This is a genomic window from Fibrobacter sp. UWB16, assembly GCF_900215325.1.
In the GTDB taxonomy this organism is placed as follows: domain Bacteria; phylum Fibrobacterota; class Fibrobacteria; order Fibrobacterales; family Fibrobacteraceae; genus Fibrobacter.
The window spans coordinates 1043473-1070462 of the sequence record NZ_OCMS01000001.1 but is presented as its reverse complement, the minus strand read 5'-3'; the positions used below and the strand labels follow the sequence as shown (position 1 = coordinate 1070462).

The window sequence follows — 26990 nt, the reverse complement described above, 5'->3', positions numbered from 1 at the left end:
CAAAAGTTAAATTGAGTTTTTGTTAAAAAAGTTCGTGATTTTTGTCACGAAATTGTCATGACGGGCCAAGATAGTGGTCAAATGACTAAATTTTTTAGTATGAATGACAAAGTTTCTACAAATAACACTGAAAAGTGTGAAGGTCTTTTCCAAAGAACTCGTAACAAATTCGCCGTTTTGCAAGAAATCGGCTTTGAACGCAATGAAAACAGGCTTCGTGAGCTCTTGAAAGACGAACGCGACTTGGTTCAGTTCCCTATTCCGCTCTTTTTGCCTGCATTTTTAGTTTGGCTGTTCATGCTTTTGTTCCCGTTGGTGCTTATTCTGGACCCGACAAATGCGCTGAATATGAGTGTGAACATTAAAGGGCTTGTGGGCTTTTATTTGCCCATGCTGAGTACGGTTTTCGTTTTTATCTTGAACCAAAAGTTTTTGGTGCCGCAGCTTGTGTTTAAAAAACGCTATGCGACGTATTTTGTCTGTAATTCCGTTTTAGTGGTGGCAACGTTGTTCTTTAGAGAAGTGGCGTTCTTTGTGATGGAACGTTCTCCGAACGAAGGGGTTGGTGACTTCTTTAGTTCCTATTGTTTCTCGTTTGTTAAAGGACACTTTGGCGTTTGGCCCGTTATATCGTTTACTATCCTTGTTGTGTTTGTTTGCATTCTTTGCGTGCTGTACCACGTGATGTTCCGACAGATTGTGCGTGCGTTTATTTTGCGCGAACAGAAACGCTCGGAATTGCAGTACGAGCTAGATTTTTTGAAAAACCAGCTGAGTCCGCATTTTCTCTTTAATACTTTGAATAACATTTCTGCTTTAATCCAGATTGATCCGAAGCGGGCTGAAAGTTCGATGAACAAACTTTCGCAACTTTTGAGAATGATGCTTTACCAGGTCAAGGACAAGTATATCCCATTGCAAGAAGATGTGGAAATTTTGCAAAAGTATGCGGACTTGGAAAAACTCCGTCTCGATGAAAGTTTTGATTTTGTCTTTGATGTAAAACTTGATAATCCGAACATGATGATAGAGCCGTTGCTGATGATGCCTTTGATGGAAAATGCGATGAAGCATTGTGTGAATCCAAATGGCAAGAGCTTTGCGCATATCACCATTACGCAGGCTGGCGATGAACTCCACTTCCATTCTGAAAATTCCAATTTCCCGAGAAAGTCGAGCCGCAAGGGAAGTGGGCTAGGGCTTTCTACTTTTGAAAAGCGTCTAGATTTAATTTATATGGGAGCTTATGAGTATTCTGTGAATATTGTCGATGATGTTTATATTAGTGACTTGATTATTCATTTGAAAAAATAAAAATCACAAAATTTTTTATTAACCCCTTTACACAATTAAAAAATTATTGTAGTTTATTCATCGCCTTGGGTTATCCTAAGGCGATTTCTTATATAGTTACTTACATTCTTTCATATATCGTTCTCTATATAATCACGGCTGAGTTGGCCGAATCATCAAAAAAATATAAAGGGAAATCCTATGACGTATAGGATGTTTAAGGGCATAGCCTTAGCGGGAGCCTTGTTGGCTTTCAAAGGCTTTGCTTCGGAATGTAAGGGCGTCGCACTGTATACTGACGGTAGCGACAATGGTCAAATGGTTGAAGCGGGGAGAAGTTTCCCGGAGCCGCCGGAATGGAAGGCGAACTGGGGAAACCTTGATGGAATGATTGCTCCGTATATCCGGTTGTCGGGCATTAAGAATGTGCAAGGGGACTGGAAAGGATTGCTTTCGTTTCCATCGCTTCCGTTGCATGTGGATGGAGGAGTCCTTCGTTTGAAGGTGCGTGCAACGCAAAATGCAAAACTGGGTGTATGGCTGAAGAGCGCTTCATCGGAAAGTGGCGTTTATTATGCAACGCTTACGGCTGATAAAACGCATTCGCTTGAAATTCCGCTTGCAAGCCTTGGTGTAACAGGGGCTTTTGATGTTGCTAATGTGGGCGTGGGGCTGTTCCATGTTCCGCAATATCAATATACGACGCTTTTTATCGATGATGTTGAATTCAGTTGCGTAAAAAGTGGTGCTGCTGGTGGTTCTTTGCCAACGGGAACTGTTGCGGATGCGGTCTCTTGGGAATATGAATTTACCAATGTGGAATCGTGGTCGGAACATCGCGATGCGCGATTGTTGCCTGCGGTAGAGTCTGAATTTAGCGCCGCATACACGCCTCAAGAGAGAAATAATTTCATTGCTACAACGAATGCTGATTTTCTCGTGAGTGAATTCGAGCACATGAAAATCATGAACAATGTTCGTGCGACGGAGATGACTCCTAGAAATTCAAGAATGGTATGGTACGATAACTTGTATTCTGTTGTGCGCAATCGTCTGCGTGAAAATGCGGTGGCGAATCCGAAGCAACTTTATTTTGAGGCCGAAGCGGTTGCCGCAAAATCGGACTATACGGTTATTCCATTGCTTGTTGCTGATTTGGATTATGTCTATAGTGCATGTGCAGATTCTGTATGCTCCATGAATCAGAATGTAAATGCACATTTGCTCATGGCGGGGCTTCCGACGTCGTATGTGCGATGTTCTAAAATAAGTCTTTTGCTTGACCCCTATTTTATTGTGACAAAGCTAAGGGAATTGCCTTCGGTCTCGGTTTGCGTTTCTGGAACGTGTAAGGCTCTTCCGCTAAAGGGGCGGCTCGAACTTGAGTTTCCGTCCTCTGGTATACAGAAAATTGTTGTCAAGCTTAAAAATGGCGAAAAGGTTGTTGAACAGAATCTGTTTGTGGAGGTGAAATAATGATTCGTTGTTTGTATTTTACTCTTATAGTCTTTTTATCGACTCATTGTTTTGCTGCGATTAAGGATTACCCTTTTTATGTGGATTCTGAGGACCGCTTTTGTCTAAGCACTTTGCTTTTGGCCAAGTCAGGTGTAGATGCTGTTGGGAATCCTTGTGGTGATGGCAAGTTCGTGGTGGGCGTTCGTTTTATGGATGCTCCTGAAGATGGAACATCGCCGTCCGGGATTTATCTGGAACGTCCGTTCTTGATTATTGACGGCATTAATCTTGACCCTGTTGAAAAAAGAACGTTGACGGATTTGCAAAATGATTTGCAACAGGTTGGATTGCCTCAGATTCTCAAGAGTCTTGGTTATACTCCTGTCCTTGTGCAGTTTATGGAAACGGTTCGAACATCGCTTCAGGATAATTCCGAGACCTTGAGACGTTTGCTTTCTTTTTTGAATAACAATCTGCATTTCCCGTTCCCAGGTGCCAAGGACGATGGCTTTGTCATTATGGGGATTAGTCAAGGCGGTGTTATTGGAAGGTATGGTGCTTATTTGTACGATACGCACCGACAAAAAACGGATGCGCCAATTCGCTTGTTCTCGTCGCTGGATTCGCCTCATCAAGGTGCTGTGATGCCTCTTGGGCTTCTTAGTACGGTTGCTTTTTGGGGGCAGGTTGGCGGATCTTCTGCGGCGGAAATGTTTAAGGATGTGTTGATGTCGAAAGGAGCACGAGACCTTTTATTCTATGAGAATACATGTTTTGGGGTGGTCTGTGAATCTCATTTAGGAACGGAAGGAAGGTTTCTCTTCGAAGATTATCGCAAAGCTGCGGAATATAAGGGATTCCCGGCGGTTCTTATTGCACAGGGGCAACTGAAAGGGGAAAGCCCTGCTCATAAGAATGAATATTACCGATTACAGCGTTCTGTAAAGAAAGGGCCGTTTACGTTGGGATCTGTGGTCAGTCGATTGTCGTATTCTGATAAAGATGGAGAAATCAGTTATAACCGTTTAAAGGAAAAGACGGGAAATGCCCAATATAGGGAACGCAAGGGCTCTTCAACGTATGACTTTATTCAGGGCTCGACGTATCCGTTTGCTGCGACTATCTACAACTCGCTTCGAAATGGATTTTTGGATGCCATGCCCGAAAATATGAAGGCTCATGCCCTTTTCTTTGACATTGATTTGGATGCTTCTTGGGAAGAAGATGAGTTGAAACAGGATAGAAGTACTTTTATTCCGACGGTGAGCGCCATGGACATGAAATGCAATGGTGAACTGGCGATGCTTTCGGACTGCGGCTTTACACAATCTCATCAGGGATTCCCGTTTGAAAATCCAGGAGAAAGGAGTACGGCGAATGCGATATTTGCCGTTGATCCGACGCATCCGCGTTTTGCAGAAGCGATTAGTGGGCGCCATATTGAGATGCCTTTTGAAAATGGCGCTTTGAATGCGGCTGTATTGAATGGAATGCAGGTCGATATGTGGCGTATTTTGTGCGAAGTGGCGAAGTATGATTATGATTATGATCTTGGACGGTATAGGAATCCAAAACTGGTCGGCTATTTCTCTCCGAATACGAGTTGCATGGATTGGACAAAAATGCCGGATATGATTCTTAATGCTGGCGCTGTTCAGGAAATACCTTTTGCCTATGCTCGTTATGATTATGACGCTGCTGCGACGGAAAAGAATCCTGTTGTAAAATTTAAGGCTCCGGCGGGCTGGAAAAAGGTGGCGTTATGGGACCATGGTGGAAATATCTTGCCGAATACATCTTTTGAAGTGGACGTCAAGGTAGAAAATCCGAAGGGAAACTGGATGAAGGCTGAGTTGCTTGTCTGCCGATTGAAAAACTGTTCCGGCTTTTTGCAACTTAACGAGGTCTCTGTCCCTGTTGATGGAATGTCCCATACGCTCCGCTGGCAGATGCCTGCAAATGATGGGGCGCTTAATGGAATGCGCTGGTTCCGTCTTGTACTGAATTCGGATGGAGGGAATGTGACTGTCGCAAACCCGCATATGGTATTGAATACCCGTGGTGAAACTCAGGTTCCGCCGAAAATAGCTTCGGCGACAATTTTGCCGAACTCGTATGAGTATTTCCCTTGGGATTCGGATGTCCATGTCGGTCTTTATGCCGATGAACTTGGTTCAGGACTTGAGATTAGGTATAATCGGGCACGCCATGGCGTTTATATTGAATTGGGCAAGATGGTTTCTATGGATGATTATGACAATCTTGTCGTTGATTATTGGCCTGGAACTTGCCAGCGAACACTCGTTTATTTTGACTCAAAAAAACTTTTGAAATCAAACCTTGATAACGGTAGTTTGCAAAATGGATTTGTTCGAAAAATTTTACCGTTGGATGAAATTATCGATACGGATGTCACTCCGAAAAGCTCCAAATCCGCTCACCGCTTGAATCTGCAGTCAGTGGAGGTGAACGAACGTTGTGTTATTAAATCGATAATGCTGAATTAGCGTGGCTTGTTATGCTAAACGAAATAAGATATATTGTTTGCATAAAACAAATAAGTTGGAGAACAAAATGAAAAAATCAATACTTTTTTGTATGCTGTCTGTGGCAGCTTTGTCGTTGTGCGGTTGCTTGAATCCGCATTTGAGTTCGATGGGGTCGTCTCAGATGATTGTGGCTCATCAGCCTCGTGTCGCTGTTAATGGAAATTCGTCTTCGATGGCGTTGTCTGTTGATGCTTATGGAGGTGCGAAGATGACGGGGCTTAACGTCAAGGATGGCTTTTCTGCTGGCGGAACGGCGGCCTTGAATTATAGACCTCTTGGAGCTGCGTCTCCGTTGTACGTAGAAGCGGCTTTTGGAGGCAAGGGCGGTAAGGCTTCGTTCGATTGCTCGGAAGCGAGCAAGTGCAATGATGGCTATATGGCTTGGCTTGCGTCTTCGGAAGGGAAGAAAAAGTATTCGTTTTGGAGCTTGCAGGAACGTATCGCCATCGGTGCTGACTTTGACGTTGGCCCTATGATTTTGGGACTTGGCGCCGGTATTCAGCTGTTTGAAGGTGGTGGCGATTTCGATGACGTTCGTGACGATCTTGGGAAGATTCTTGCCGAAAATGACGATGAAGGATATGGCGTAAAGCTTTATTCTGCAGCTCGCGTTGGCGCAAGGCTCGGACAGTATGGCGTGATTGCTCTGGATGCGGACTTCATGTGGCTCAAGACGATGAATATCGGCTTCATGCTGAATTACTTCCATCCGTCTGGATTCCATGGCGGTATCTTTGCTGTAGAAAAAGTTGGCTATGGTGTGAATGTCGGCAAGACGTTTAGCTTTTAGCGTATGCTCGCTGAGTGAAATGTTGGTCTAGTTTGTTCTGAATATTTCTCTGTTCATATATTTCCTTCATTTCCTTTGAAAATAAGGACCACAAGAATTTTCTTGAGGTCCTTTCTGCGTTTTGGGGAATATAAAAAAGGCTTCGAGCGGATGCTCGAAGTCTTTTTTGTAAAGTCTTGAACGAAGCCCAGAGAACTTCGCGAAAACTCTTACTTGCTGAGGGTCTGAACCTGAACGTCCCAGCTCTGGTTGCCGAGGGCGATACGGTAGGTGCTTGCTGCACCGGCCTTCATGTTCTTGGTGTCGACAGCAGGTGCTGCGTTCGGATCCTTCTTCGGCACGCCAATGTGGCGGTTGCCCTTGAGGAATTCGATACCCTTGTTGCCAGCCTTCGTCTGGAGGCAGCCCGTGATGAAGATGGTTTCGTCGTTGACCGGGAGACCATTTTCTTCGAGGAGCTTCTTTGCAGCCGGAATGCCCGGCGGAAGAATTTCTTCTGCGCACTGGACGCCCGGATAGGCTTCCTTGAACGGCTTCATGTTGAACTGGTCGGCTGCGATCTTCACGAGTTCCGGATCCGGTTCGCACGGAGTCTTACCCTGGTAACCGAGGAGCATCTTGCCGTAGCCTTCGGTCATCTTGAACCACGTACCGCGACCGGCAGCCTGGTTCAAGGTGTTCATGTAAGCCTGCTGGAAGTAGAACTGAGAAACCGGCGTCACAGAGGAAGCGAAGCCACCGCGGCGTACGCATTCACTCATGTTTTCGATAACCTTCGGGAAGAGGTGGAAGGTCTTGGTTTCGCGCATCATGAGCGTGTTAGCCGTGAGAGCGCCACCCGGCATCGGGCTGAAGATAACGTCGGTCGTAATCTGACGTGCTTCAGGCGGGAAGTTGTAGTCCTTGAGGCATTCAACAGCGACGTTGTTTGCTTCCATGAGTTCCGGAATGTGATCGTCGACGATGCTGTCTTCACCGAGGGCGAGCTTGTATTCTGTACCCTTGAGGGCGTGGAACATGGAGAAGAGGTCCGGCTGAGCCGTACCGCCAGAAAGCGGCTTGCGGCCGAGGTCGACGCCATCAGCGCCACCTTCGATAGCAGCCTTGTACTGAGCCACACCAGTACCGCAAGTGTCATGGCTGTGGATGCGGAGTTCGACCTTATCGCCGAGGAGCTTACGAGCGCGCTTGAACGTTTCGTAGACCTTGGTCGGGTTCGTCGTACCGGAAGCGTCCTTGAAGCAGACGGAAGCGAACGGAACACCGGCGTCCAAGATGTTGCGGAGGATGCGTTCGTAGAATTCCGGGTTGTGAGCGGCGTTGAGGTCGCATCCCGGAGGAAGTTCCATCATGGTGACGACGACTTCGTGTTCAAGTCCTGCGTCCGTGATGCACTTACCGGAGTAAATGAGGTTGTTGACGTCGTTGAGAGCGTCGAAGTTACGAATACGGGTCATGCCGTGCTTCTTGAACATGTCGGCATGGAGCTTGATCATATCGCGCGGCTGCGGAGCGAGAGCAACCACGTTGATACCACGAGCGAGAGTCTGGAGGCGGATCTTCGGACCGACAACGCGACGGAATTCGTCCATCATGTCGAATGCGTCTTCACCGCAGTTCTGATAGAGAGCCTGGAAACGGGCGCCACCACCTGCTTCGAAGTGGGTGATGCCAGCCTTCACGGCTGCTTCAACGGCAGGCATGAAGTCCTTCATGAACACGCGAGCGCCGAAGATGGACTGGAAGCCATCACGGAACGAGGTGTCTTGGAACAGAATCTTTTTCATAATGTTTTCCTGTGGGATTTAGTCCCTTGTTTTACTGTACAATAAAATACGGGGTCAAAGATAGAAAAGACGAGAGACTAGAGTCGAGTGACGAGGGAAAATGTGGGATGATTTAGAGCTCAAAAATTAGAACTTGGAGCCTGAAGATAGGAATTTGGATGTAAACAAAAGTTTTCTTTTTTGAGTGCTGTTGAAACTCTTTAATTCATTGGATCATCAAAAAATACGTATTGTGAAAAATGTATTTTTGTCCTAATCAAATATTACACATCAATTGTGTTGGAATACGGAGTCTTTATGAATAAAAAGTACGCTCTAGCTGTAGCTACCACTTTTCTTGCTGCCGGTTCGGCGTTTGCCGCTCCGTCTGGCGACAGAACCGTGATTACCTGTAGCTTTGACGATATGTTCGGTAATTCCTGCTACTGGCGCTGTCCGGATATGGAGGACACGTATAGAACGGAAAAGAAGGACGATCGTTGCGCCAATGTGCTCTACAGATGCGTCAATTATCCGCGTTCTTTTATGCGTTCGTCTGTTGGTAGTAGCGAAATCTGGATTACGCCGGATAAGTACAACTATTATTTCGGCAAGCTTCCGCAGGAATATGACTGCAGCATTTCTGAAGAAGAACGTGCCCTGCAGGGTTTGCGTCCTACTCAGCCGGTTCAGCAGAACCAGTATGCTTCGAACAAGTACCAGAATACTTCGACATACGATGAGTCGAAGAACCTCTTGATCGACAACCGCGATGGCGAACGCTATTCTACAGTAAAGATTGGTGGCCGCGTCTGGATGGCCGAAAACTTGAAGTTCCGCTTGCCGGAAAGCTACTGCTACGACAACAGTACCCAAAATTGCGAAAACTACGGTAGACTTTATACGTGGAACGCAGCAAAGAAGGCTTGCCCGGATGGATGGAGCTTGCCGATGGGCGATGATCTCAACTACCAGGACTTTAATCTGAACGGCTTTAGAGTAGTTGACGGCGGTTACTATGTCGATGGCGAACGCTATATCGACCTTGGCAACCGTGCATTCTTCTGGCTTGGCGATGAAAAGGGCGGTGACCGCGCTGATGCCATGAGCTTCAGAGGACAGAATCTCGAAACGTTTGCGTTCCAGGGCCGTAAGGCGAATGGCTATTCTGTGCGTTGCATCCAGAATTGGGAAGCTGCATGCAAGGACCGTTTAGGCGGCGTGATGGACAAGACCGGAAAGACTTATAGGACGCTCAAGATTGGCGACCAGGTGTGGATGGCTGAAGACTTGATTCTCGATCGCTTGGACGAAATGGAAGCCAGAAGCCTTGGTCGTGCTTGCCCGAGTGGCTGGCATGTCCCTGAACAGGCTGAATACGAACAGCTTTTCTCGAAGGCTTCTGATTTTGACTTGCGTGCAAACGACAAGCGTGCAAGAACCAATCGCGATGTGAAGGAAAATCCGTGCAGCTTGAATTTTGACTTCAAGCGTGGCTACTGGACGGCCTCCAGCAACGGTAACGAAATGACCTATGTGGACTGGAAGTACAATGCCATTCGTGAAAAGGCTTCTCCGTATTTCAAGCATGGTGACGCTTATACGAATAAGCTCCGTTGTGTGAAGAACGCTCCGTCTTCTGCAAAACCGGCTGTGAAGACTTCTCTGGCTCCTGCTGCTCCGGCGAATAACGTTAAAAATGAGGCGAACAAGACCATCCTCGAAAAGTTCATTTTGCAGGGTGTGACGTTCGGTGTGGGACAGTCCAAGTTTACGCGCGAATCTTCTGACGGCTTGAACAGACTTGCTAGCCACTTGAGAAACTATAACGGCAAGACGATTGAAATTGTCTCTCATACGGATAACCTTGACCGTCCGGAAAGAAGCCGTGTACTTGCTCTGAAGCGCGCCGAAGAAGTGAAAAGCTACTTGCTGATGGCAGGCCTCTCGGGTCAGGACATCATTGCGACGGGCAAGGGTGGCGATGAACCGCTCGTTCCGAATACGACTCCGGATAACCGCATGAAGAACAACCGTATTGAAGTGTTCGTGTACTCTTATGATGCTCCGATCAAGGCTGCCCAGCCGCAACAGCAGAAGGCTCAGCCGGCTGCCGAAGCCGCTCCGAAAAAGTGCAAGGAACGCGATATGGCTAATAACAAGCTTGGCGAATGCTATTCTTATGTTGAAGGCACCAAAGATCACAGAAGGTGCATGGCCGCTTATAAGAACTTGCTGAACCTTGCTAATTCCAAGTGCAAGTAATAAAAGCTTAAAAAAAGAAAAGCCCGCAAAGGGCTTGACAAAGTAATTAAAAAACGCAGCTTTTCGAGCTGCGTTTTTTGCTATTTCAAAACACCGATTTCTTTGAGAAACAGGTACGTGCAAAGTATTGCCGCCCCGAGCATGATTAGGAGGACGACAACGAATTGCACAGGATGCTCGCGAAAGCTGTATTCAACGTTGGCAAAGGAAAAATACCCGTGAATGAGCGCGCCCACGACGAATACGATGAACATGATGGCGAGAAGTAAAGTCATTGGGACGGGAGCTTTCCTTGTGGTTGCCTGTTAAATGAACATCATCGTGTTGAGCTTTGCGCGGTACTTCCAAGTGAGCTCGTGTTTGGGGCCGAGAACGCCGAAGAGCGTGAGCATCGCCTTCTTGGCGGCACCATCGTTCCATTCCGGAGCTTCTACGTACAGGTTCAGGAATGCCTGGAGAGCGCTTTCGAAATCTTCGGCGCAGGCGAGCTTGCAAGCTTCGTGATAGACGATAGCTTCTTTACCTTGGACATCCTTCTTGGCAACTTCGGCGTGGAAGTCGAGAAGTTCCAAGAGCGATTTGGCTTCGCGGTACTGGTCGTCGCTTTCGACAAACTTGGAGAGAATGTCTTTTGCCTTTGCGGTATCGCCGAGACCAAGGCTTGCTTTTGCCCACAGGAGCTGGAGCTTCTTGTCGTTTGGGTTCTTGGCGAGAGCTTCGTCAAGCATCGGGAGCGCTTGGTCGAAGTTCTTTTGCGCAATGGCGTCTTCGAGTGCTGTCTGGAAACGGGCTTCTTCGGAAACGTAGAACTTTTCGAGACGCTTCTTGAGGTCGGCTTCGGGGAGCACTCCCTGGATGACATCAGCAATCTGGCCTTTGTCGACCACGTGAATCTCGGGGACGGACTGCACGCGGAACATCTGGATAAGGCGCATGTTTTCGCGGTCATCGCAGCTTACGACGCCAAGCGTAAAGTCCATGCTTGTGGAAAGCTGGCCTGCCAACTGGGAGTACGGAGCGCAATCCGGATATTCTGCGGAAGAGAAAAGAATCGCGACAGCGCGCGTTTCAGAGGCCTTGATGACCTCTTCTTCAAAATTTTCTGCTGTAATTTGAACTACTTTAGCCATGCGGTTAAATATAGAATTAACTATATTCAAAGTATGTGTAAATGTTCTTTTTGCGGTTCAGAAGTCGAGTCCCTCAGAATTGTCAATCTTGATCTGAGGATTTGCCCGAAGTGTTATTCCATTTATTTCCCGTGCAACCAGACGTTTGCCTTTTACGGCGGACTCTCGGACAAAACGCGCGAATTGTGGCTCAATGACTTGAACAAGAAAAACGTGCAGGACCCTCCCTGCGAAAATCCGGTGTGCATCGATCACGGTCAGCCGCTTGTGAAAGGCAAGCTCCCGCATTACGGTTTCGATGGCTACGTGACGACTTGCTGCGAAACGTTCCATATGCCGCCTTCGACGGTGAAACAGCTTTTGCAGTGGTCTTTGGACATCAAGGCGGCTCCGCAGGCAAAAGAAGGCAAGCACCACTTCTTCTTTATCCATTGGATTGATTCGCTTGTGAACAAGGTCTTTGGTGAAAAGCCTGTGGAAGAAGATCCGCTAGATTACATTCAGTACAATAGAACTTTAAGGAAATTTTTTGAGTAAATGAAAAAATCATATACGATTTTAGCAATCATTGCGATTATTGTTGTTGCCATCTATGTAATGCTTCCGAAAGAGCGATTTGCTGAAACGGTGTTTCCACTAGGGGATGGTGCAAAAGTATCTGCATTTGACGACAATGCAGCCGGGGGAACGTCTGCGGTCCAGTTTAAATCTTCGGATTCGCTAGTCTCGTTCCAGTGCGCGTTAGGCTTGAACGAAAAGAAATCGGCCTGGTGTGGACTTGTATTTGACTTTGATCCGGCAGGCGAAAAGAAATTCCACAACTGGAAGAATGTCGATACGCTTTATATGGACCTTGATATCGCCGGGACAGATGAAATCCTTGTGAAAGTCTGGACGTATGACCCGGATGTGACGGACATGCAAAAGTCGAATACGTTCAAGATGTTGCTGAAAGAAGTCCCTGTGAAGACCGGACGCAACAAGATTGCTATTCCGTTTGAACATTTCTACATCCCGGACTTTTGGTATGACGATCTTGGTGTCAAGCGCTCGAAGAACCGCTTGCATCACGAAAGCGTTGCGCGTGTGGAAATTTCAGCAGGGTGGAAACAGCCTCGTGGAAAGAATTTTGTCGTGAATGTCCGAGAAATTTTTGCAAGCGGTATAAGCAATACGGCTTACGGAATCTTCTTGTTCATGATTCTTGGGCTTATGATCGTGGCGATTGGGCGTAGCCACCCTGTGAAGGAGTACGATGAAAAAAAGTAGGTGGATTGGAATCTCGTTTTTCCTAGTCCTGCTGATTGCTTGGGGCTTTTTCTATTCACGCTGTGGGGGAGTGGCGGTGGAGCTTTTCCCTGAGCGGACGTTTGAAGTTTTACCGTTGAACGATAGCGTTGTTGGAGGATTTTCGACAAGCGAAGTCCAATTGACGGATACGCTCTTGACCTCTTCTGTGGTCATCCATTCGGGCAAGGCGTTTACGTATGCGGGCGTTGGCTTTAACTTGAAGTCTGTGGACAAACGGCCTGCCGGAGTTTTTGACCTGACGAAGTTCGATTCCATGGAAGTGCATGTTGCTTCGAAACGCATGAATTCCATGAAACTCCGCATTTTGACGGATGACCCGGTCTATACGCGGAATGGAGATTATGCGAACCTTCGCGTTCTGGAAAAGGAAATCCCGTCGGCGCCCTACTTGCTGATGGGTGGCTCAAAAGAACGCTTTGCGGTGAGTAAAATTTCGCTCAGTGAATTTCGAGTTCCGGAATGGTGGCTCTCGCAGCAGGGACTTGAAGAAGATGATGGCAAAACGTACTTGAACCGTGCCGCCTTCTTTGAAATTGTAAGTGGCGCTTCGACGCTTCGTGGCATTCCGGATGAAATGGAAATCCGCTATGTGCGACTCTGGGGTGCAAATGAAGGCCAAAAGAAAACGATGTATATCGTACTCGGTGCCATTTTGCTTGGACTTGTGCTATTTTTAGTATGTTCTGCGAAACTATGCAGGAGGGAAAATGCAAAGAAATTGGACGCTTGATAGGGTAATGCGCTATGTGCTGATTGCTGTTGCAGTAGCGGTTTCTCTTGTTGTACTGAATTACTTGAGCGGAGTCTTGTTCCCGTTTTTTGCGGCGTTCTTGATTGCCTACATCATGGACCCGCTTGTCTGTAGATTGCAAATAAAATTCCGTTATCGTGTTATTGCTGTTGTACTTGTTCTTTTGGGAGCCGCAATTATTATTGGCGGTTGTATGTATTTCTTTATTCCAAAAGTCGTGCATGAAGTTCAATACTTAGGGACGCTTATTTCTCGAATCTTTACGGACTCCACCTGGAGTGATCGAATTATGACGTTCTTGCCTGCAGATACGTGGGCCTCCGTGAAGACGATGATTTCTTGGAATAGCATTGCCGAGGCTATGGAATCGCTTGATGTGTGGAGCGTGGTGCAGACGGTCTCTGACCGCATTCTTCCGGGCGCCTGGGACATTCTTTCGAAGACATCGACGATTGTTATGGGTATTTCCAGTGCAGCGGTCGTGTTCATGTACCTTGTCTTCATTATGCTCGATATGCATAAAATCAGAAAAGGCATTCGCCGCTTGATTCCGCGTCGCTATCGTCGTGAAGCGGGTGAGTTTGCAAGCTCGACAGACCAGTTCATGGGTACGTACTTCCGCGCACAATCGATGGTTGCCTTTACGGTTGGCGTTTTGTATGCAATTGGTTTTAGCGTGATGGGACTCCCGATGGGCATGGCGTTTGGACTTTTCTCCGGGGCGTTGAACATGATCCCTTATATGCAACTCACGACCATTCCGCTCGCCTTACTACTGGCGGTGGTTTACGCTCTGGACAAGGGCATGCCGTTCTGGGAAGTGGCTCTGATTATCCTTACGATTTATCTTGTTGTGCAGATTATTCAGGACTTCTTTTTGGTGCCGCACATTGTGGGTAAGTCCATGAATTTGCCGCCGGTGGGGATCCTTTTATCTCTCTCGATTTGGGGCAAGTTGCTTGGCTTTTTGGGACTTTTGGTGGCGATTCCCTTCACGTGTATTTGCCTTGTCTATGTAGAGAAATTAAGGACTAGAGCCGACCAGTACGTAGAAGATGCGGGCAGACTGGCTCCTAAGGCTTGATTTTATGCGGTTTTAAAAACTTTTTTCAATAAAAAACCATCTTATCTAAGAAAAAAAAAGTATAATATTACCAAACAATTCACAAATCTGACTCAAGGAGTTATAAAATGAACAAACAAGATCTCATTGAAGCCGTGCTCGCTAACAAGGAAGCTGGCATTGAATCCAAGGCTGCTGCTGCTCGCGCAATCGACGCAGTTCTCGACGGCATTGCTGCTGGCATCAAGAAGGACGGCAACGTTCAGCTCATCGGTTTCGGTACTTTCACTGTGAAGTCCCGCGCTGCACGTACTGGCCGCAACCCGCAGACTGGTGCTACCATCAAGATCAAGGCTTCCAAGACTGTCGGCTTCAAGGCTGGTGCAGCTCTCAAGGAAACCGCTGCTAAGAACAAGCCGGCTAAGAAGTAATTTCTGAGCTAGATTTGCTTTTTGCAAAGGTTGGGTCGCTTTAGGGCGGCCCTTTTTATTTTGATAGAAATTTTTTGCGATGAGTTTATTATATTGACGGATAACAACTTAGAGGTTTTATATGGGACGCAAAATTCTCGCTTCGATTTTCGCCACTGCGGCTTTTTGCCTTATGGCATGTTCTTCTAATTCTGGTACGGATACTCCGGACGAATGCTTGGATGATCCGAGCCTTCCGATTTGTCAGGACAATCCGCAGCCGGATGATCTTGATGATTCTGTGGATGAAAACTTATAAAATAGTCGTTTTTTGTAACCCGATATTGAAAAGAACTATCGCTTATTCTATATTTGCACAAGTTTAAGTCTTTGCGAAATAGGAAAGTGATGAACGTGATTACAAAAAATGTAATGTACACCTGTGACATGCACGATGTTGCGCCGTTCGCTGGTTTTTCTATTTCCATTTTTGATTTTAAAGATGCTGAGCCTTTTGGTTCAGCTTTTTTGTTTTTTAATAAATAATTAGTCAACGGAGATAAACAAAATGAAGATTGAAGGCATCGACAAAGTCCTTATCATCGGTTCTGGCCCGATCGTGATCGGTCAGGCTTGCGAATTCGACTATTCCGGCACCCAGGCTTGCAAGGCCCTGCGCGAACAGGGTTACAAGATTGTGCTCGTGAACTCTAACCCGGCTACCATCATGACTGACCCGGTCATGGCCGATGCCACCTACATCGAACCGCTGAACGTCGCCCGCCTCACCCAGATTATCGAAAAGGAACGCCCGCAGGCACTCCTCCCGAACTTGGGCGGTCAGACCGGCCTGAACCTCGCCTCTGCTTTGAGCAAGGCTGGCGTGCTGGACAAGTACGGCGTGAAGGTCATCGGTGTGAACCTCGACGCTATCGAACGCGGCGAAGACCGTGAAATCTTCAAGGAAACCATGCAGAAGCTCGGCATCGACACCCCGCGCTCCGGCATTTGCCACTCTGTGGAAGAAGCCGAAAAGATTGTGTCCGAAATCGGCTACCCGGTGGTGGTCCGTCCGGCATACACCATGGGCGGTGCAGGCGGCGGTTTCTGCTACAACGTGGAAGAACTCCGCACCATTTGCTCTAACGGTCTTGAACTCTCCATGACGCACCAGTGCCTCATCGAAGAATCCATCCTCGGTTGGGAAGAACTCGAAGTCGAAGTCGTGCGCGATTCCAAGAACCAGATGATCGCCATCTGCTTCATCGAAAACATTGACCCGGTGGGCGTGCATACCGGCGACTCCTTCTGCGCAGCCCCGTTCCTCACCATCGACAAGAAGCTCGAAGAAGAACTGAAGGAAAAGGCCTTCAAGATTGTGGAATCCATCGGCGTGATTGGCGGTACCAACGTGCAGTTCGCTCACGATCCGAAGACCGGCCGCGTGGTGATTATCGAAATCAACCCGCGTACCTCTCGTTCCTCCGCTCTCGCTTCCAAGGCTACCGGCTTCCCGATCGCCCTCATTTCTGCAAAGCTCGCTGCAGGCCTCACCCTCGACCAGATTCCGTACTGGCGCGACGGAAGCCTCGAAAAGTACACCCCGAGCGGTGACTACGTGGTGCTCAAGTTCGCTCGCTGGGCATTCGAAAAGTTCCGTGGCGTCGATGACTGCCTCGGCACCCAGATGAAGGCCGTGGGCGAAGTCATGGCTATCGGCAAGACCTACAAGGAAACCCTTCAGAAGGCTATCCGCGGCCTCGAAAACGGTCGTTCCGGCCTCGGCTTTGCGAAGGACTTCAACAAGAAGAGCAAGGAAGAGCTCCTGGAAATGCTCAAAACCCCGAGCTCCGAACGCCACTTCCAGATGTACGAAGCCATCCGCAAGGGCGCTACCGACGAAGAAATCTTCGCCGCCACCTACGAGAAGGCCTACTTCGTGCAGCAGATGCGCGAACTCGTGGAACTCGAAGAAGAAATGCTCAAGACTCCGGGCCGCCTGCCTTCTGACGAACTCCTCATCAAGGCCAAGAAGGACGGCTTCAGCGACAAGTACATCGCGAAGATTCTCGGCATCCGCGAGAAGGACGTGCGCAAGAAGCGTACCGAACTCGGCGTGGTCGAAGGCTGGTGCGCAGTGCCGGTGAGCGGCGTGAAGAACCAGTACTACTACTACAGCACCTACAACTGCAAGGACGAATCTACCGCTTCCACCAACCCGAAGAAGATCATGATTTTGGGCGGTGGCCCGAACAGAATCGGCCAGGGTATCGAATTCGACTACTGCTGCTGCCATGCTGCCATGGCCCTCCGCGAAATGGGTTACGAAACCATCATGGTGAACTGCAACCCGGAAACGGTTTCTACCGACTACGATACCAGCGACAAGCTGTACTTTGAACCGGTCAGCCTCGAAGACGTGCTCCAGATTTACCACAAGGAAAAGCCGGCTGGCGTGATCGTGCAGTTCGGTGGCCAGACCCCGTTGAACATCGCCCGCGCCCTCTCCGACGAAGGCGTCAAGATTCTCGGTACGAGCATCGACTCCATCGACATCGCCGAAGACCGCGACCTGTTCCGCAAGATGATGGACCAGCTCGGCATCCCGATGCCGGAAAGCGGCATGGCCACGAACATCGACGAAGCCCTCGCTTGCGTCAAGCAGATTGGCGGCTACCCGGTGATGATCCGCCCGAGCTTCGTGCTTGGCGGCCGCGGCATGGAAGTCATCTACGACGAAAACATGCTCCGCGAATACGTTGCCAAGGCTGTTGGTGTGACCCCGGATCGTCCGCTCCTCATCGACCGCTTCCTTCACAATGCTCTCGAATGTGAAGCCGACGCCCTCTCTGACGGCGAACATGTTTACATCCCGTCCGTGATGGAACACGTCGAACTTGCCGGTGTCCACTCCGGTGACTCCGCTTGCATTATCCCGCCGGTGACCATCACGAAGGAAAACTTGGCAACCATCAAGGATTATACCCGCAAGATTGCCGAAGCCCTCCACGTTTGCGGCCTCATGAACATGCAGTACGCTATCGAAGACGGCAAGGTGTTCGTGCTCGAAGCAAACCCGCGCGCATCCCGCACGGTACCTCTGGTCTCCAAGGTTTGCAACACCCAGATGGCTCGCCTCGCTACCCGCCTGATGCTCGGTGCCAAGCTCGAAGACTTGAAGCTCAAGGACAAGAAGTTCAACCACCACGGTGCCAAGGAAGCTGTGTTCCCGTTCGACAAGTTCCCGAAGGTGGACCCGGTTCTCGGCCCCGAAATGCGCTCCACCGGCGAAGTCCTCGGCCTCTCCGACGACTACGCTCTGGCCTACTACAAGAGCCAGGAAGCCGCAGGTTCCTTCCTCCCGAACGAAGGTGCCGTGCTGATTAGCCTCTCCGACAAGGTTAACTTGTCTGAACAGGCCATCGAAATCGGCAAGGAATTCCAGAAACTCGGCTTCAAGATCTACGCTACCGAAGGCACCGCCAAGTTCTATGAAGCCGCCGGTGTCAAGTGCGAAGTGGTGAACAAGATTGCTGAAGGCCGCCCGAACGTTCTCGATATCATCCTGAACAAGCAGGTGAACCTCATCATCAACACGCCATGGGCAAAGCGCGACGCCATCAAGGACGAAAGCGCTATCCGCAAGGCAGCCATCAAGTACAAGGTCCCGTACATCACGACGCTCGCCGGTGCCTACAACACCGTCAAGGGCATCGCCGCCGCAAGGAATGGCCACGGCGCGGTTAAATCTCTTCAGGAATATCACGCCTCTATCGAGGAAGTTTAACGCCTAAAGTGTTACCCCGGGCCTGTGCCGGGGTCGCCTTTAAAAACGTATCAAAACATTCAAAGGACTGCATCTCTGCAGTCCTTTTTTGTACATCATCTATCCTAATTTACCACTCATCTCTTTTATCTATATTTTGTGCGAATTAGCAATTGATATTTAGTATTTTAATCCAATGTCCTTGTTTTCTCGTATTTTTTCTTTGTTGGTGTTCCTTGCTGCATTTGCGGGAGCGGTTGAAGTGCAGGTCATTGAAGGCGATAGCCGTGGCCCACGAGACCTTTCGGCGAAAAAGCTGAAGGCTATGGCGACGGTCTATTTGGCGGAATTGGGATATGTTCCTAGCCCTAATGTTGAAAAAATAGGTGTTTCTTTTTCGTCGTCTAATCCAGTGATGCATCATATACAGATGAAAAAGTTCTTGGCAGATGGTCAAATCGAAACGGATTCTTCTGTGGTCGCGGAAGTGGATGACGTTGACAACGCCGTGGAAACCATGCTGAAGATGTCTTTTGGAAAGGCGTCAAAGATTTACAAAGGCGAAAAACCGGACGAAGTATATTTTATGGATCCCGTATTTGTAAATGTTGAAGATCGTAAGGCGAATCTTGCAACTCAAAGGGCGGAATCGGCTCTTGGGGTGCTTGGGTATAAGCTTTCCGAAAACAGCAACAAGGTCAATGTTCAGCTATTCCTGATAAAATTGAAAGATTATTATTGGGCGGGGATGGTGCGCTTGCACGGTTCCAAAGTCGTCAAGGGCGTTCATAAAAAGTTCTCGCAAGACGAAAATCTGCAATCCGTTGTTTATTCGTTGACGTGTTTGGTCATGAATCAGGATGTGGAGCCCGATAGCCCCAATACCGAAGTGGTGGATTACTCCAATACCCATGAGGCTCAGTGTCGAGCTACAGAATCTGCGAGTACTGCCGGTGGCGTCTTTGCGGGGATTGCTGCCGATCTGTTGTGCTATCTTTCTGATTATGTTGGATTGGAGGTTGCGGCTGGTGGCAAGGATCTTTATGGTAAATGGTATCCGAATATGCGTTTCGCTTTTGTGTGGGGCTTTTCGGATCATCACTCTTGGCTTTGGGAACTGGATTATGCGGGCACCATGGGCCAAACGCAATCTAGATGGGCGCTTGAATCCGTTCACAGGTTTTCGCAGCGTAAGGGGCTCTTTGTCGATATCGTTTGGGGCGGCGCATATGATAGATCGTATAAAGGTTGGTTCTTGGGTGGCGATATCGGGTATAACCTTTTAGCGTCTAGTTCCAAGTCTCATTGGCTTTCGTTGATGTTGCGCTACGATTGGACCTTGGGAAAGTCTTTTTCGAATTCTGGCCGAGTTTCGGTCAACTTGGTTTACGATCTTCGCGGTTATTACAGCGATTGACGTAAAGGCGTTTGATCCCCTACATCTTGGCGACTCCCTCTATTATCTATATTTCTGCTGTGCAGATTTGTCCGATAGGTACATTTTACGGTAATGCCGTTTACAAGTACGATGCACCCCGACAGGGGCGCCTTTTTGCTGGGCATCCTGGCCGCATTGTGCTGAAGCCGGGGATGAATTTCGAAACAGCCCTCCGTGATTTGGATGGCTTTGAACGCATCTGGGTGATTTTCCAGTTCCATGAAAATGAAGGTTGGCGTCCGACAACGCGCCCTCCTGTACCGCCCAAGGGCAAAGATCGCGTAGGCACTTTTGCTAGCCGCAGTCCATATCGCCCAAATCCGATTGGTCTTAGTTGCGTGCGACTCCTGAAAGTCGAAGGGCTGACGCTTTATGTCGATGAGGCGGACTTGCTGAACGGAACGCCCGTGCTTGACATCAAGCCGTACATCCCGATGGCGGATGCGTTTCCGGATGCTAAAGCGGGCTGGGTCGAAGAGCAAGTGGGGGAGCTGTGGACGGTCGAAATGTCTACCGAGTTTGCCAAACAAAATCGCTGGATTGCAGAACGTAGCGCTTTTGATTTGGAAAGCTTTGCTCATGTGCAACTTTCTCGTGGAAATTTTTCGAAAGATGTTTTTGACAGTTCACGCCGTCGCTTGACAGTCGATGAAAATTCCAAAACGGGCGTGCTCGCTTATCGAACGTTCCGCATTCACTTTCGCTATGATGATGCGAATCGCAAAGTCTTGCTTTTGCGTATTTCGAGTGGCTATTCCGAGGCCGATTTAACCCCCGGTGCCGAAGACAAGTACGGTGATAAACAACTTCACCGAGACTTTCTCAAGATCTTTTAATAGATTCTTGTCTAATTGAATTTGTTATATTTTGCTCAAATTAAACGTTTCTTGTCAGAAATATGAAGAATAAACTTATTGCGATATTTACTTTGTGCATTGCAACATTTGCTTGCGCCCAGTCTGTCCCTACAATCGGCAAATATGCCCCGCGTGAACATCGTGGATTCTACAATAGCACCTCCTTTGGTACGGCCTATAACTGGTTCTACAACAGCCTTGACGATACAGATAAATACAATGATCGTCAACGCCATGATGTTGAATATTATGAGTTTAGCGGCGGTTCTTTTGCTCTCGGTGAATTTAAGTTCGGTGTCGCCATTGCTGATTTGGTAGCTTTCCATACTGTTTTTAATGTCGGATTCTTTATGGGAACGGTAGATTATTTCAATGAGAAATATCATGAATGCTGCACGGAAGTTGGATGTATCAATGTTCCTGAAATAGAAAATGTAGATATTCCGACTTCTAACGATGCATACAACTTTAGAACGTATTTTGGCTTTGGTGCAACCTTCTATCCGATTCGCGACAAGAATTCGCCAATGAATGGATTCTTTGTTGGTGGCTCGTTGGGATACACCTTGTTTGTGGCTGTGATAAATGGTGGTCATGATAGTGCTACCGGAAATGGCGGATTTGGTTTTGAATTGGAAACGGGCAAGGAATGGTGGATTAATGACCACTATGCGATTGGCTTTGGAATAGGCTTTGCTCATAGCAGCTTGGTTTGGGAAACCGTCAAATCCCATAGGTCCGATAATGTTCTGTCGCTTTCGTTCCGTATGACGCGTGGTTAATTGACAATGAAGATATTTAAAGTATTGATCGTTGCGTTAATGGCTGCGTCGGTAGCTTGGGCTCAAATCCCAGAAGAGAATAAGCCTGCGGTTCCCTGTGAACATCGCGGCAGTTTTTTCAGTGTAGGCCTTGGTTTATCCTATATGAGTTTGTCCAAAGACGAGTATATTTCTCATCGTGATGAAAAAGGCGATTGGGATAAAACTTTGGGTAGATATGTTGTAAAAAGTGTTAGATATTGGGGCCCGAAAAAACATTGGAATTTTAGTGGCTTCGAATTTCCTTCGCTAGATTTTAGATTTGGCGGTGCAATTGGAAATGTAGTCTCCTTGTATTTTACGTTTATGGGTGGCCTTTACAGGGGTTCTGCGATACGCGAAGAAAATAATATTGAACAACGTTATATCGCCGATGAAAATGGCCATTTGATTTTCCTGTCGGAAAATAGCGAATCTTATTATAAGCGTGAATTCGATGCGGTTGCTGCTTATGGCTGGTTTGGTGTCGGTTTCTCTGTTTATCCGTTCCGCAATCCGTCTTCGCAGTTGAGGGGACTTTATTTTGGGTTCTCCGGCGGGCTTGATATTTTAGGTGTCCGTGTAGAAGACAACTTCGATGATGTGGTGACGGAAAGCTACTTCTTGCGCTATGAAGTGGGTAAGGATTGGTGGGTGAGTGAAACCTGGTCGATTGGCGTTGCGCTCGCATTTACGAGTGTTATCGGATTTGAAGATGATTACTATGGTAGCGATGGTGGCGGCCGCAAATCGTTTACGCTCTTGTTCCGCCTAACTCGCGGATAAAAAACGTATTTACTCCGTTGACAAGTAAGTTGGTGATTGCTTCGTCGCTGCCCATTTTACGTTTGTCTTTAATATTGCGTCCAAAAGTTTTGTGCCAGTCGAAGCTGTCGGGCACGAGCCAGTCGAAAGCGGGCCAAGGCTTAATGAATCCTGGCGGCAGCAATTTGTAGAGCTTTTCTGAATTGATGCTGATATCTCCCACGCGTGGAGGCATCGGACCGCCTTCAATTCGCGGCACTCCGTGGAGGAGTTCGGCAGGGTAGCCGCCAACGGCGTTCACGATTTGTCCGACATTGTAGAGTGAAACGCGACGTGGACCGCCGCAGTTGTAAATGCCTGCGGGAAATTTATGTTCCAGGATGTATTGTACGGTGCGGCAAAGGTCCGGACCCGAAAGCGGATTGCGGTATTCGTCGGTGAACAAGGTCGCTGGGCGGCCGGGGCGGAACCGGTACGTGATCCAGTCAATGGCGCCGGCGCATCCGCCAGGTGCGTAGTCCATCGGAAGCGGCACGCGTAAAATCACGACGTCAGGCTTGATGGCGGTAATTGCATCTTCGGCTTCGGCCTGGTGCTTGCCGTAATTGTGGATGGGGTCTTTCGGGTCGGTTTCGACGTAAGGGCGGTTTGGCTTTGTCTTCTCGTCTCCGCTAAAGACCATGTCGGCTGAAATGCGGATGAGCGTTGCGTTGTAGCGTGCGGCGAATGTGGCGGCATCAACGCCCTGACTGTAATTCAAAAGTCGGCTGCGCGCGGGGTCGCATTCGCAGGCCTTGAGTGCACAGTTTCCGCTTGCGTCAATGACTGTGCCAAAACGGAATTTCTCGAAAAGCTCGCCCAAGCGTTCGGTCTCTTCGGCATCTACGCCGAAGACATTTTCGCCAAAAACGCAAGGGTGTTTAATCGGCCGGATGCCAATAACGCCCGGCACGTTCTCGCGAACGGTCACGCTGCCGTACAGTTTATTGAAATGCCTAAAAAGCGCAAAGCCTGGAACGCCGTTCAGCCCGAGAATTAAGATCGGGAGGCGGATTGCGATAATTTCCACTTGAAATAGCCTGCGATTTGAAGCGGGTGATTGAATGTACCGTCGGCAACTTTTGCCTGAAATTCTTCGTCCGTGTACAGGAACGTCTCGATGTCTTCCGTATCGTCAAAGCTCGTTTTGCCCAAGCGTTCCACACCGTCGATGAACACAACATGGAATTTTCCGCGATGCCTATCCGGATTCACCGGGAACGACCCGATGTATGTTACAGCGCTATTCGTCATCCTTAGCGAAGCGAAGGATCCAGTAAAGTCTCCGTTTGATTTGTCATGCCCGCCACTGAGCGGGCATCTCCCTTCTTCGAGGCGATAACCGCATTCTTCCTGTAATTCGCGGATTGCCGCTTCTTCCGGCGTTTCGCCTTTGTTTATAATCCCTGCCGGGAACTCAAGCGCAATCTTTCCCGTCCCGTGGCGGTACTGTTCCGTCATGACCCACTTGCCTTCCTTTGTGCGTGCAAGAATCAAAACCCAGTCGGGTTGCCATAACGTATAAAAATCATCGATGACCTTGCCGTTTGGCAGTTCGCACGTTTCCTTTGCGACCTTCAACCACGGCGCATCCACCAAAAATTCAGAATCCAACAATTTCCATGGTTTCATACCTCAAATTTAGAAAATACAATATCATGCCCGCTGGAGCCTGTGCTGAGCGCAGTCGAAGTAAGCGGGCACCACCCTCTCGTTATGCATCGTCATCTTGAGCGAACCCCGGCTTTGTCATTCCCCACTTGATGGGGAATCTCCTTTTCGTCTCTGATTCATCTACATCTACTACTGATTCATTAAATTTTAAAAATTTTCGAAATTTATAAAATTTGCGTATTTCTGCAAAAAATCAAGAATTTTGTATCATCTTGCCTATTGCGAGGTGTATACAAATGACGTATATTTGAGTTTGTAAGGAGGTTAAAACATGAAACCGATAACCGAATATCAAGATTACCGAAAGTACATGCTTGATTATTTCGACTGGCGAAAAAGAAGTTCTGCGTTTTCGTGGCGCGAATTTTCCAAGATCGCCGGGTTCTCGTCGCCATCGTACTTGAAACTTGTATGCGATGGCAAGAGCTCGCTGAGCCGCGTGGGCGTCCCGCTTGTGGCTGCTGCGATGGGGCTGAATGAATTTGAATGCGAGTATTTCAAGCTCATGGTTGAATTTACGAATGCCAAAGACGATGACAAGAAAAAAGAGGCATTCCTCAAGATGAAGGGGCTTGCAAGTGAACAGCATGCTCGAGTGTTGAATGCGGATGCATTTGATTATTATGAATCGGCGGTGAATTCTGTTGTTCGTGAACTTGCGCCGTTGATGCCTGGCGCGCTTCCAGGTGAAATTGTCAAAAAAATCAAGCATACGTTTACGGCGCAGCAAGTCCGCGATTCGCTAAAGCTTTTGGTGAAACTCGATTTGCTCAAGGCGCTTGGTGAAAACGTTTATGAACAAACGGATAAAGTTATTACGGGTTCTGGAGAATCTCTAACGCTTGCTCTCCGCTCCATGAATGGTCAAATGATTGATCTTGCCCGCGAAGCTATCGAAAAAATCGCTCCGGGTGAACGTAACATCTCGGGTGTGACGATAGGCGTGGACGAAGCTACGGTAATACGCCTCTCCGAAGAGGTGGACCGTTTCCGCAAACAAGTTATTGCCATTGCTGGCGAATCCAAAAAAATCAACCAAGTTTATCGTTTAAATTTACAGCTTTTCCCGCTGTCGGAAAAAGTATAAGGAGGAAACCATGAATATCAAAAAAATCATTCCGCTTTCGCTCGCAGCCATGAGCGTGATGGGCGCCTTTACCGCTTGTTCCGATAATAAGGTGGTGGGGGCTGATGAACAAACGAACACGATGGCTCAGGGGACAAAGCCGGGGTCATCAAATTCTCTAAAAGGAATTCCGTACCTAAAAGAAGAAAGTGCAATAGTAGCTCTTGTAGGTGTTAGTAGAGGAACTGCGGTGACTTATAGTCATGTAGCAGGAGAAACCGGTTATCAAACAGATTCTGTTACTGCACATGAATCCTTTGATAGGGCTGTTCAATCAATCCTTAATATCGATCCTACCGTACGTCTTGTAGATGTAAATCCCAATGATCCTACCGTGCATTTTGCAACTATATATCCCGATGATCCTGGTGATTTCGAAAAGAATCATACAACCTACGTGGCAATGAAGGATGAGGATGGTTTGATTCATGGAGATATTTCGTTTAGAGATAGCTATAAGTCTGCTGTTGGACTTGGAAAAGATGTTAGCTGTGGAATTACGTATGTTGGTGGAAACTCCGTGCAAATGAGTTTCGAAGATTATCGCAAAACCTATTATGATAACAGTCATTATTTGGGTTTTTCGTCTCGTTATGAAGTTTACTTTAGGGAAAAAGATCATCCAATGCGTAAAGCCCTTACCGTTATAAAATATTTGGAATCGACTGATTCTACTGTTAGAGAGGAATTCAAAAAGGATTGTACTCTCGAAAACGGTGAACTTGTTCAGAACGATGGCTTCCGAATGACATGTTGGGCCACGAATGCTGAATTGAAGGACGGCATTGAAACTTACACAGATCCTTATTGGAAAAAGTATGCTACGTATATAATTGAACGTTGCGTATCAAATCAAAGCATCTATGATTTTATTCAGTTATTTTAAAATTTTTATATAAAGAAAAAAACTCCCACTCGAATGAGCGGGAGCTATTCATTTACCCTATCAACCGAACAAGAAGCCCACTTCTATCGTAGTGGGCTATCATTTGAATACAAACTTCTATGAATCTTTCAAAAAACATTTTTCTTTCGATTGTAACATTGAGTGTCATGGCGATATTCTGTGCTTGTTCCGATCTGGAAAATACAGCTCCAGAAATGATGGTTGATATTTATAAAACTCAATCTGGTAAAGCGTATGCTATGGGAGGCGTAGGCAGTCAGAAATTTATTGATTCTGTTGATACTCAAGAATCCTATAATAGATTGGTTCAGTCGTTTTTGGAAAATGGTTTTGTTGATTCTTGTATGTCTTGCGAACCGAGTCCGGCTGATAATCCTGATCTTGATCCGCTGTACTATTTTTCTTTTGTCTCGATGAAGGAAGAATCTGGTGTTGTGCATTTGCCTGTGGAAATGATAAGTTATGCTTCTTTAAAAGAATTTAGATGTAGTTTGAAGTTTGAACTTGAAAAAAAACAACCCGAATTGTATAAGCTTGGTGCGGTTGCTACTGCGGATGGAGTCGTCTTTTACAAGTCCTTGTACACTTACGATTTTGACGATGAGATGGAATTTAAGGCGGATTGTATTATCGAAAACGGCTCTTATTCAGAATCTGCAGTAGGGAGGGTTGATCTTGATGATGGAACTTTTAGAGCAAATGCTGTTTGCAAAGTTTTTGCGAAAACGGATGTCTATTATGATCCATATTGGAAAAAATGGGTTTCAAAGCTTATTGATCATTGTAAAACCGAAGAGGAAATCCTCTAAGAATTCCTTGAAAACGTAGAAGC

At 47.6% G+C, this 26990-nt stretch carries 24 protein-coding genes; 19 read left to right on the top strand and 5 right to left on the bottom strand.

The features are described 5' to 3' along the window. The first annotated feature begins 99 nt into the window (after window positions 1-99). The 4 genes from CRN95_RS04405 to CRN95_RS04390 all read left to right on the top strand — a co-directional run bounded on the left by CRN95_RS04405 (window position 100) and on the right by CRN95_RS04390 (window position 6090). On the top strand, window positions 100-1314 hold the full coding sequence (locus tag CRN95_RS04405) for a sensor histidine kinase (protein WP_235002870.1): 1215 nt from the start codon (window positions 100-102) through the stop codon (window positions 1312-1314). A gap of 180 nt (window positions 1315-1494) precedes the next feature. After that, window positions 1495-2769, top strand: coding sequence for a hypothetical protein (locus tag CRN95_RS04400; protein WP_145993958.1), 1275 nt, complete (start codon window positions 1495-1497; stop codon window positions 2767-2769). Then, entirely contained in the window at window positions 2769-5258 is a 2490-nt protein-coding gene (locus CRN95_RS04395) for a hypothetical protein (protein ID WP_097020181.1), read from the top strand. Before CRN95_RS04400 ends, CRN95_RS04395 begins: the two co-directional genes overlap by 1 nt. Window positions 5259-5349: 91 nt before the next feature. Further along, window positions 5350-6090 carry a hypothetical protein gene (locus CRN95_RS04390; RefSeq protein WP_235002869.1) on the top strand — a complete coding sequence of 247 codons (741 nt, stop codon included), beginning with the start codon at window positions 5350-5352 and terminating at the stop codon, window positions 6088-6090. Window positions 6091-6299: 209 nt separating this feature from the next. On the opposite strand, the gene CRN95_RS04385 is transcribed toward CRN95_RS04390, so the two are convergent. Next, entirely contained in the window at window positions 6300-7877 is a 1578-nt protein-coding gene (locus CRN95_RS04385) for a biotin attachment protein (protein ID WP_088630524.1), read from the bottom strand. Window positions 7878-8174: 297 nt separating this feature from the next. Here CRN95_RS04385 and CRN95_RS04380 point away from each other — a divergent pair, with 297 nt between their 5' ends. Next, entirely contained in the window at window positions 8175-10121 is a 1947-nt protein-coding gene (locus CRN95_RS04380; protein WP_097020179.1) for an FISUMP domain-containing protein, read from the top strand. Between the two features lie 80 nt (window positions 10122-10201). Here the strand turns inward: CRN95_RS04380 and CRN95_RS04375 are convergent, their stop codons facing one another. Together CRN95_RS04375 and CRN95_RS04370 are read right to left on the bottom strand one after the other, a co-directional pair. Continuing rightward, a complete protein-coding gene (locus tag CRN95_RS04375; protein WP_088630526.1) occupies window positions 10202-10396 on the bottom strand; it encodes a hypothetical protein in 195 nt (64 codons plus the stop codon). Between the two features lie 30 nt (window positions 10397-10426). Next, complete coding sequence (locus CRN95_RS04370) at window positions 10427-11251, bottom strand: tetratricopeptide repeat protein (RefSeq protein WP_088630527.1); 825 nt, start codon at window positions 11249-11251, stop codon at window positions 10427-10429. 33 nt (window positions 11252-11284) lie between these two features. On the opposite strand from CRN95_RS04370, the gene CRN95_RS04365 reads away from it, so the two are divergent. The 11 genes from CRN95_RS04365 (at window position 11285) to CRN95_RS14985 (ending at window position 22433) form a co-directional block, all read left to right on the top strand. After that, window positions 11285-11788, top strand: a complete 504-nt coding sequence (locus tag CRN95_RS04365; protein WP_088630528.1) for a hypothetical protein — start codon at window positions 11285-11287, stop codon at window positions 11786-11788. Further along, complete coding sequence (locus CRN95_RS04360; RefSeq protein WP_097020178.1) at window positions 11789-12520, top strand: CIA30 family protein; 732 nt, start codon at window positions 11789-11791, stop codon at window positions 12518-12520. It begins immediately after the preceding gene. Then, window positions 12507-13292 (top strand): hypothetical protein, encoded by a 786-nt coding sequence (locus CRN95_RS04355; protein WP_097020177.1) that lies wholly within the window; start codon window positions 12507-12509, stop codon window positions 13290-13292. Before CRN95_RS04360 ends, CRN95_RS04355 begins: the two co-directional genes overlap by 14 nt. After that, window positions 13270-14397, top strand: a complete 1128-nt coding sequence (locus CRN95_RS04350) for an AI-2E family transporter (protein WP_088630531.1) — start codon at window positions 13270-13272, stop codon at window positions 14395-14397. Before CRN95_RS04355 ends, CRN95_RS04350 begins: the two co-directional genes overlap by 23 nt. A 107-nt stretch (window positions 14398-14504) precedes the next feature. Further along, complete coding sequence (locus CRN95_RS04345; RefSeq protein WP_014545592.1) at window positions 14505-14807, top strand: HU family DNA-binding protein; 303 nt, start codon at window positions 14505-14507, stop codon at window positions 14805-14807. A gap of 121 nt (window positions 14808-14928) precedes the next feature. Next, on the top strand, window positions 14929-15105 hold the full coding sequence (locus CRN95_RS14765) for a hypothetical protein (RefSeq protein ID WP_159462272.1): 177 nt from the start codon (window positions 14929-14931) through the stop codon (window positions 15103-15105). A gap of 249 nt (window positions 15106-15354) precedes the next feature. Further along, the gene (gene carB / locus CRN95_RS04340) at window positions 15355-18573 is read left to right on the top strand and encodes a carbamoyl-phosphate synthase large subunit (protein WP_097020176.1); all 3219 of its coding nucleotides are present in this window, start codon (window positions 15355-15357) and stop codon (window positions 18571-18573) included. Window positions 18574-18748: 175 nt separating this feature from the next. After that, the gene (locus tag CRN95_RS04335; protein WP_097020175.1) at window positions 18749-19969 is read left to right on the top strand and encodes a hypothetical protein; all 1221 of its coding nucleotides are present in this window, start codon (window positions 18749-18751) and stop codon (window positions 19967-19969) included. A gap of 59 nt (window positions 19970-20028) precedes the next feature. After that, window positions 20029-20826, top strand: a complete 798-nt coding sequence (gene tsaA, locus CRN95_RS04330; protein ID WP_235002868.1) for a tRNA (N6-threonylcarbamoyladenosine(37)-N6)-methyltransferase TrmO — start codon at window positions 20029-20031, stop codon at window positions 20824-20826. A gap of 62 nt (window positions 20827-20888) precedes the next feature. Next, a complete protein-coding gene (locus CRN95_RS04325; RefSeq protein WP_097020174.1) occupies window positions 20889-21629 on the top strand; it encodes a hypothetical protein in 741 nt (246 codons plus the stop codon). Window positions 21630-21974: 345 nt separating this feature from the next. Then, window positions 21975-22433 (top strand): hypothetical protein, encoded by a 459-nt coding sequence (locus CRN95_RS14985; protein ID WP_235002867.1) that lies wholly within the window; start codon window positions 21975-21977, stop codon window positions 22431-22433. Here the strand turns inward: CRN95_RS14985 and CRN95_RS04315 are convergent. Together CRN95_RS04315 and CRN95_RS04310 are read right to left on the bottom strand one after the other, a co-directional pair. Next, the gene (locus CRN95_RS04315) at window positions 22402-23481 is read right to left on the bottom strand and encodes a sugar nucleotide-binding protein (protein ID WP_097020173.1); all 1080 of its coding nucleotides are present in this window, start codon (window positions 23479-23481) and stop codon (window positions 22402-22404) included. The two genes, CRN95_RS14985 and CRN95_RS04315, sit on opposite strands and share 32 nt — an antisense overlap. Next, on the bottom strand, window positions 23448-24083 hold the full coding sequence (locus tag CRN95_RS04310; protein ID WP_097020172.1) for an NUDIX hydrolase: 636 nt from the start codon (window positions 24081-24083) through the stop codon (window positions 23448-23450). Before CRN95_RS04310 ends, CRN95_RS04315 begins: the two co-directional genes overlap by 34 nt. 313 nt (window positions 24084-24396) lie before the next feature. On the opposite strand from CRN95_RS04310, the gene CRN95_RS04305 reads away from it, so the two are divergent. From CRN95_RS04305 to CRN95_RS04295, 3 genes are all read left to right on the top strand, one after another. Beyond that, on the top strand, window positions 24397-25212 hold the full coding sequence (locus tag CRN95_RS04305; protein ID WP_088630538.1) for a TIGR02147 family protein: 816 nt from the start codon (window positions 24397-24399) through the stop codon (window positions 25210-25212). Between the two features lie 10 nt (window positions 25213-25222). Next, window positions 25223-26137: a hypothetical protein gene (locus tag CRN95_RS04300; protein WP_097020171.1), complete on the top strand. Its 915-nt coding sequence runs from the start codon at window positions 25223-25225 to the stop codon at window positions 26135-26137. Between the two features lie 119 nt (window positions 26138-26256). Next, on the top strand, window positions 26257-26967 hold the full coding sequence (locus CRN95_RS04295; protein WP_097020170.1) for a hypothetical protein: 711 nt from the start codon (window positions 26257-26259) through the stop codon (window positions 26965-26967). Window positions 26968-26990: the final 23 nt, after the last annotated feature.

Excerpts from the sequence above, each read along its gene's own strand:
- CRN95_RS04345 (WP_014545592.1), top strand. The coding sequence starts at position 14,505 with ATGAACAAACAAGATCTCATTGAAGCCGTGCTCGCTAACAAGGAAGCT.
- CRN95_RS04325 (WP_097020174.1), top strand. The coding sequence starts at position 20,889 with ATGAAGAATAAACTTATTGCGATATTTACTTTGTGCATTGCAACATTT.
- CRN95_RS04375 (WP_088630526.1), bottom strand. The coding sequence starts at position 10,396 with ATGACTTTACTTCTCGCCATCATGTTCATCGTATTCGTCGTGGGCGCG.
- CRN95_RS04355 (WP_097020177.1), top strand. The coding sequence starts at position 12,507 with ATGAAAAAAAGTAGGTGGATTGGAATCTCGTTTTTCCTAGTCCTGCTG.
- CRN95_RS04295 (WP_097020170.1), top strand. The coding sequence starts at position 26,257 with ATGAATCTTTCAAAAAACATTTTTCTTTCGATTGTAACATTGAGTGTC.
- CRN95_RS14985 (WP_235002867.1), top strand. The coding sequence starts at position 21,975 with ATGGGTGGCCTTTACAGGGGTTCTGCGATACGCGAAGAAAATAATATT.
- CRN95_RS04400 (WP_145993958.1), top strand. The coding sequence starts at position 1,495 with ATGACGTATAGGATGTTTAAGGGCATAGCCTTAGCGGGAGCCTTGTTG.
- carB (WP_097020176.1), top strand. The coding sequence starts at position 15,355 with ATGAAGATTGAAGGCATCGACAAAGTCCTTATCATCGGTTCTGGCCCG.
- CRN95_RS04380 (WP_097020179.1), top strand. The coding sequence starts at position 8,175 with ATGAATAAAAAGTACGCTCTAGCTGTAGCTACCACTTTTCTTGCTGCC.
- CRN95_RS04300 (WP_097020171.1), top strand. The coding sequence starts at position 25,223 with ATGAATATCAAAAAAATCATTCCGCTTTCGCTCGCAGCCATGAGCGTG.
- CRN95_RS04305 (WP_088630538.1), top strand. The coding sequence starts at position 24,397 with ATGAAACCGATAACCGAATATCAAGATTACCGAAAGTACATGCTTGAT.
- CRN95_RS04390 (WP_235002869.1), top strand. The coding sequence starts at position 5,350 with ATGCTGTCTGTGGCAGCTTTGTCGTTGTGCGGTTGCTTGAATCCGCAT.
- CRN95_RS04405 (WP_235002870.1), top strand. The coding sequence starts at position 100 with ATGAATGACAAAGTTTCTACAAATAACACTGAAAAGTGTGAAGGTCTT.
- CRN95_RS04365 (WP_088630528.1), top strand. The coding sequence starts at position 11,285 with ATGTGTAAATGTTCTTTTTGCGGTTCAGAAGTCGAGTCCCTCAGAATT.
- CRN95_RS04395 (WP_097020181.1), top strand. The coding sequence starts at position 2,769 with ATGATTCGTTGTTTGTATTTTACTCTTATAGTCTTTTTATCGACTCAT.
- CRN95_RS04360 (WP_097020178.1), top strand. The coding sequence starts at position 11,789 with ATGAAAAAATCATATACGATTTTAGCAATCATTGCGATTATTGTTGTT.
- CRN95_RS04335 (WP_097020175.1), top strand. The coding sequence starts at position 18,749 with ATGTCCTTGTTTTCTCGTATTTTTTCTTTGTTGGTGTTCCTTGCTGCA.
- CRN95_RS04385 (WP_088630524.1), bottom strand. The coding sequence starts at position 7,877 with ATGAAAAAGATTCTGTTCCAAGACACCTCGTTCCGTGATGGCTTCCAG.
- CRN95_RS04310 (WP_097020172.1), bottom strand. The coding sequence starts at position 24,083 with ATGAAACCATGGAAATTGTTGGATTCTGAATTTTTGGTGGATGCGCCG.
- CRN95_RS04370 (WP_088630527.1), bottom strand. The coding sequence starts at position 11,251 with ATGGCTAAAGTAGTTCAAATTACAGCAGAAAATTTTGAAGAAGAGGTC.
- CRN95_RS14765 (WP_159462272.1), top strand. The coding sequence starts at position 14,929 with ATGGGACGCAAAATTCTCGCTTCGATTTTCGCCACTGCGGCTTTTTGC.
- CRN95_RS04350 (WP_088630531.1), top strand. The coding sequence starts at position 13,270 with ATGCAAAGAAATTGGACGCTTGATAGGGTAATGCGCTATGTGCTGATT.